We start from the raw sequence: 3,163 nt of genomic DNA on the forward strand, positions 1-3,163 counted from the left end.
AGCGGTTTCAACCGCCGAACGAATTTATGGATTTTACCACAAAGCCCAGTTACTATCAAGTCGGCGGCAGTCTCGGCACTAATGCTCCCAATTACGTCAAGCGCCAAGCAGATGACGACTTCTACAACGGATTGAAAGCCGGGGAATTTTGCTATGTTTTGAATTCCCGACAAATGGGAAAATCTAGCTTGCAGGTGCGGACAATTCAACGGCTGAGAGATGAAGGAATTGCTTGTGCTGCGATCGACATTTCGGAAATTGGCAACCGCAGCGTGACTCCCGAACAGTGGTATGCTGGGTTGCTCCGCATTCTGGAAAATAACTTTAATCTGTCGGATGTTGTCAACGTGCGGACTTGGTGGCGCGATCGCAATTTTTTAACTCCGGTGCAAAGATTGAGCGAATTCATCGAAACTGTACTCTTAGCCAACATTTCCAGCAATATTGTCATTTTTATTGACGAAATCGACAGCATTCTCGCCTTGGATTTTCCCGCCGATGATTTTTTGGCGCTAATTCGATCGTGCTACAACAAGCGCGCCAACAATCCAGAATTCGATCGCCTGACGTGGGCACTTTTAGGCGTAGCATCGCCAGCGGATTTGTGCCGCGACAAAAATCTCAGCAGCAGCACGCCTTTTAATATCGGTAGGGCGATCGAACTAACGGGTTTTGACGAAACAGAAGCGCAACCGCTAGCAGCGGGGTTAGCCGAGCTTACAGACAAATCTGGGGAAGTTTTGAGAGAAGTTTTGTATTGGACTGGGGGGCAACCCTTCTTGACTCAAAAGCTGTGCAAACTTTTATTTGAAAATGCACCCCCCCCAGCCCCCCCTTGCCAAGGGGGGGAGCAAGATTTGATTCACACCCCTTGTCAAGGGGGGGAGCAAGATTTGATTCAAAATCCGGGAGAGTGGGTTGAAGAAGTGGTGCGGTTGAAAATCGTGGATAATTGGGAATCTCAGGATGTGCCGGAACATTTGTCCACAATTCGCGATCGGCTTTTCAAAGAAAACCAACGCATTATCAGAAGACTCGGATTGTACCAGCAAATTTTACAGGAAGTTGACATTGTTCCCGATCGCACTCCCGAACAAATGGAATTGCGCTTAACCGGATTAATCGTCAAGCGCCGCGAAAAATTAACAATTTCCAATCCAATTTATCAAGCTGTATTTAACAAAAAATTAATCTCCCAAAAATTAGAAAAACTCTCGCCTTACTCCGAAGCTATCAAAGTCTGGCTGAATTCAAACTGCGAGGATAATTCCCAACTGTTGCGCGGGGATAATTTGCAGTCAGCATTAGTTTGGGCCGCCGACAAAAGCTTGAGAAACGAAGATTTCCAGTTTTTGACAGCCAGCCAAAGAATGATTTTCAGCGACCAAAATCAACTGCTGCAAGCAGCTACACTAGAAACCAAAAAAGCAGCGCGCGATGCCGAAACAGCTTTGAGAGAAGCTGATGCAGCCAAGCACAAAGCGCAACAGTGGATCGGCATCGGTTCGGCGGTACTCGCAGCCTCGTTAGTTGGGGCGATCGGCTTTTCAACTCTCGCTTACCAGCGTTTTAAACTCGCACAAGCAAGTATTGAAATCGAACAAAATGGCAGCGATGCTTTACTATTGGCGGTATCTCAAAAGACAGAAAACAGCCAAGCTTTATCAGAAGCTTTACTCAGGGCGATCGCCTCCGGCAAAAACTTAAAATTATTGGTTGAAAATAAACCGCGTTTAGAACAATATCCAGCAACTAGACCGCTGCTAGCATTACAAATAATTCTCGATAAAATTAGTAGCAACAAACAGCAGATCGAAGCATCTTCACTTCCCTTCAGAAAAATGAATTGGAAAGCTCATGCAGGTGCAGTTACTAGCGTCAGTTTTAGCCCTGACAGACAAATTATAGCAACCGCAGGCATAGACGGTACTGTTCGGATTTGGAACTTTTCTGGACAGAAAATTGCTGAATGGAAAACTTTGCAGCAGTCAGTTAATATGGTAATTTTTAGTCCTGACGGCAAGTTTTTAGCGACGGCAGGAAAGGACAGGACAGTTAAGTTTTGGAACTTATCAGGTAAAACTGTTTCTAGTTTTAAAGCAATTGAAGGCTCAGTCACCAGCATCAGTTTTAGTCCCGATTTAAAGTTTTTGTCTGCGGCAGGAATAGACAGCAGCGCTGCAATTTGGTCGCTATCAAAACTGCCAAAAGTAATAGCATCTAGTGTGAAACTTTCCGGTCATAACGGCTTAGTGAGGAGCGTTAATTTTAGCCCTACTGGAGATTTTGTAACGACTTTAGACGGCAAATCTACAGTACGAATTTGGAATTTGTCTGGAAAACTGGAAAAAACACTGCCGATGCAAGCAATTGGTATCAGCTTCAGTCCCAATAGACAGCAATATCGCTTTGCTACAGTAACATTAAACGGCAAAATCGGGCTGTGGAATCTGTCAGAAAAAGAATTAGTTAGTGAATTTCAAACCTTGCATTTAGATGCCAAATCTATTAGCTTCAGCCCCGACGGAGAAAGGCTGGCTACTGTGGGAATTGACAAGACAGTGCGGCTGTGGAATTTAGCGGGGCGGCAGGTTGCTCAATTTGAGTTTCAGGAGAATGTTGTTAGTGTCGGTTGGAGTCGAGACGGCAAGCAAATTGCTGTAGCTGGAAGCAACGGAACTGTCTGGCTGAGGCAGGTTGAAGGGTTGGAAGAATTGCTGAAGCAAAGTTGCAATTTTCTTAGTAGTCAACCGGAGTACGCTACCAGAATTTCAACTTTGTGCAAGTAATAAAATCCTATCGTTTCTGCTTGCACCGGAATTATTATAGAGGACAGGCTGCTGTGTTGAAGCTGTGGGTAATATTAATTCTGATGCTAAGCTGTTGCGGCATTTAAATTATATGTCAAAAAAAATCAAACAATGAGTGGGGTTTCCCGCCCGCCTGGAATATGCAATGTTTATTTGCGCGACAGATTACCATGTATTTGTGTAATTAATTTTGTCTAATTACTTAAGCCATTCTTGATATAGCGGTTCTCACAAAGGTGAGGTATGCTTTTAGGCTCGATGCCCGATGCCCTATTTGGCCGATGCTTTTAGGCCCTATTTGGCCGATGCTTTTAGGCCCGCGAGAGCACCTCATCTTTCTGAGAAAGGCTATA

Annotated in this window: 1 protein-coding gene; it reads left to right on the top strand. The window is 44.7% G+C overall.

The features are described from left to right. A partial coding sequence (locus WBA89_RS27700) for an AAA-like domain-containing protein (RefSeq protein ID WP_424410847.1) occupies window positions 1–2,789 on the top strand: 2,789 nt, incomplete at its 5' end. Window positions 2,790–3,163: the final 374 nt, after the last annotated feature.

The sequence above is a fragment of the Microcoleus sp. genome, assembly GCF_049646505.1.
GTDB lineage: Bacteria > Cyanobacteriota > Cyanobacteriia > Cyanobacteriales > Microcoleaceae > Microcoleus.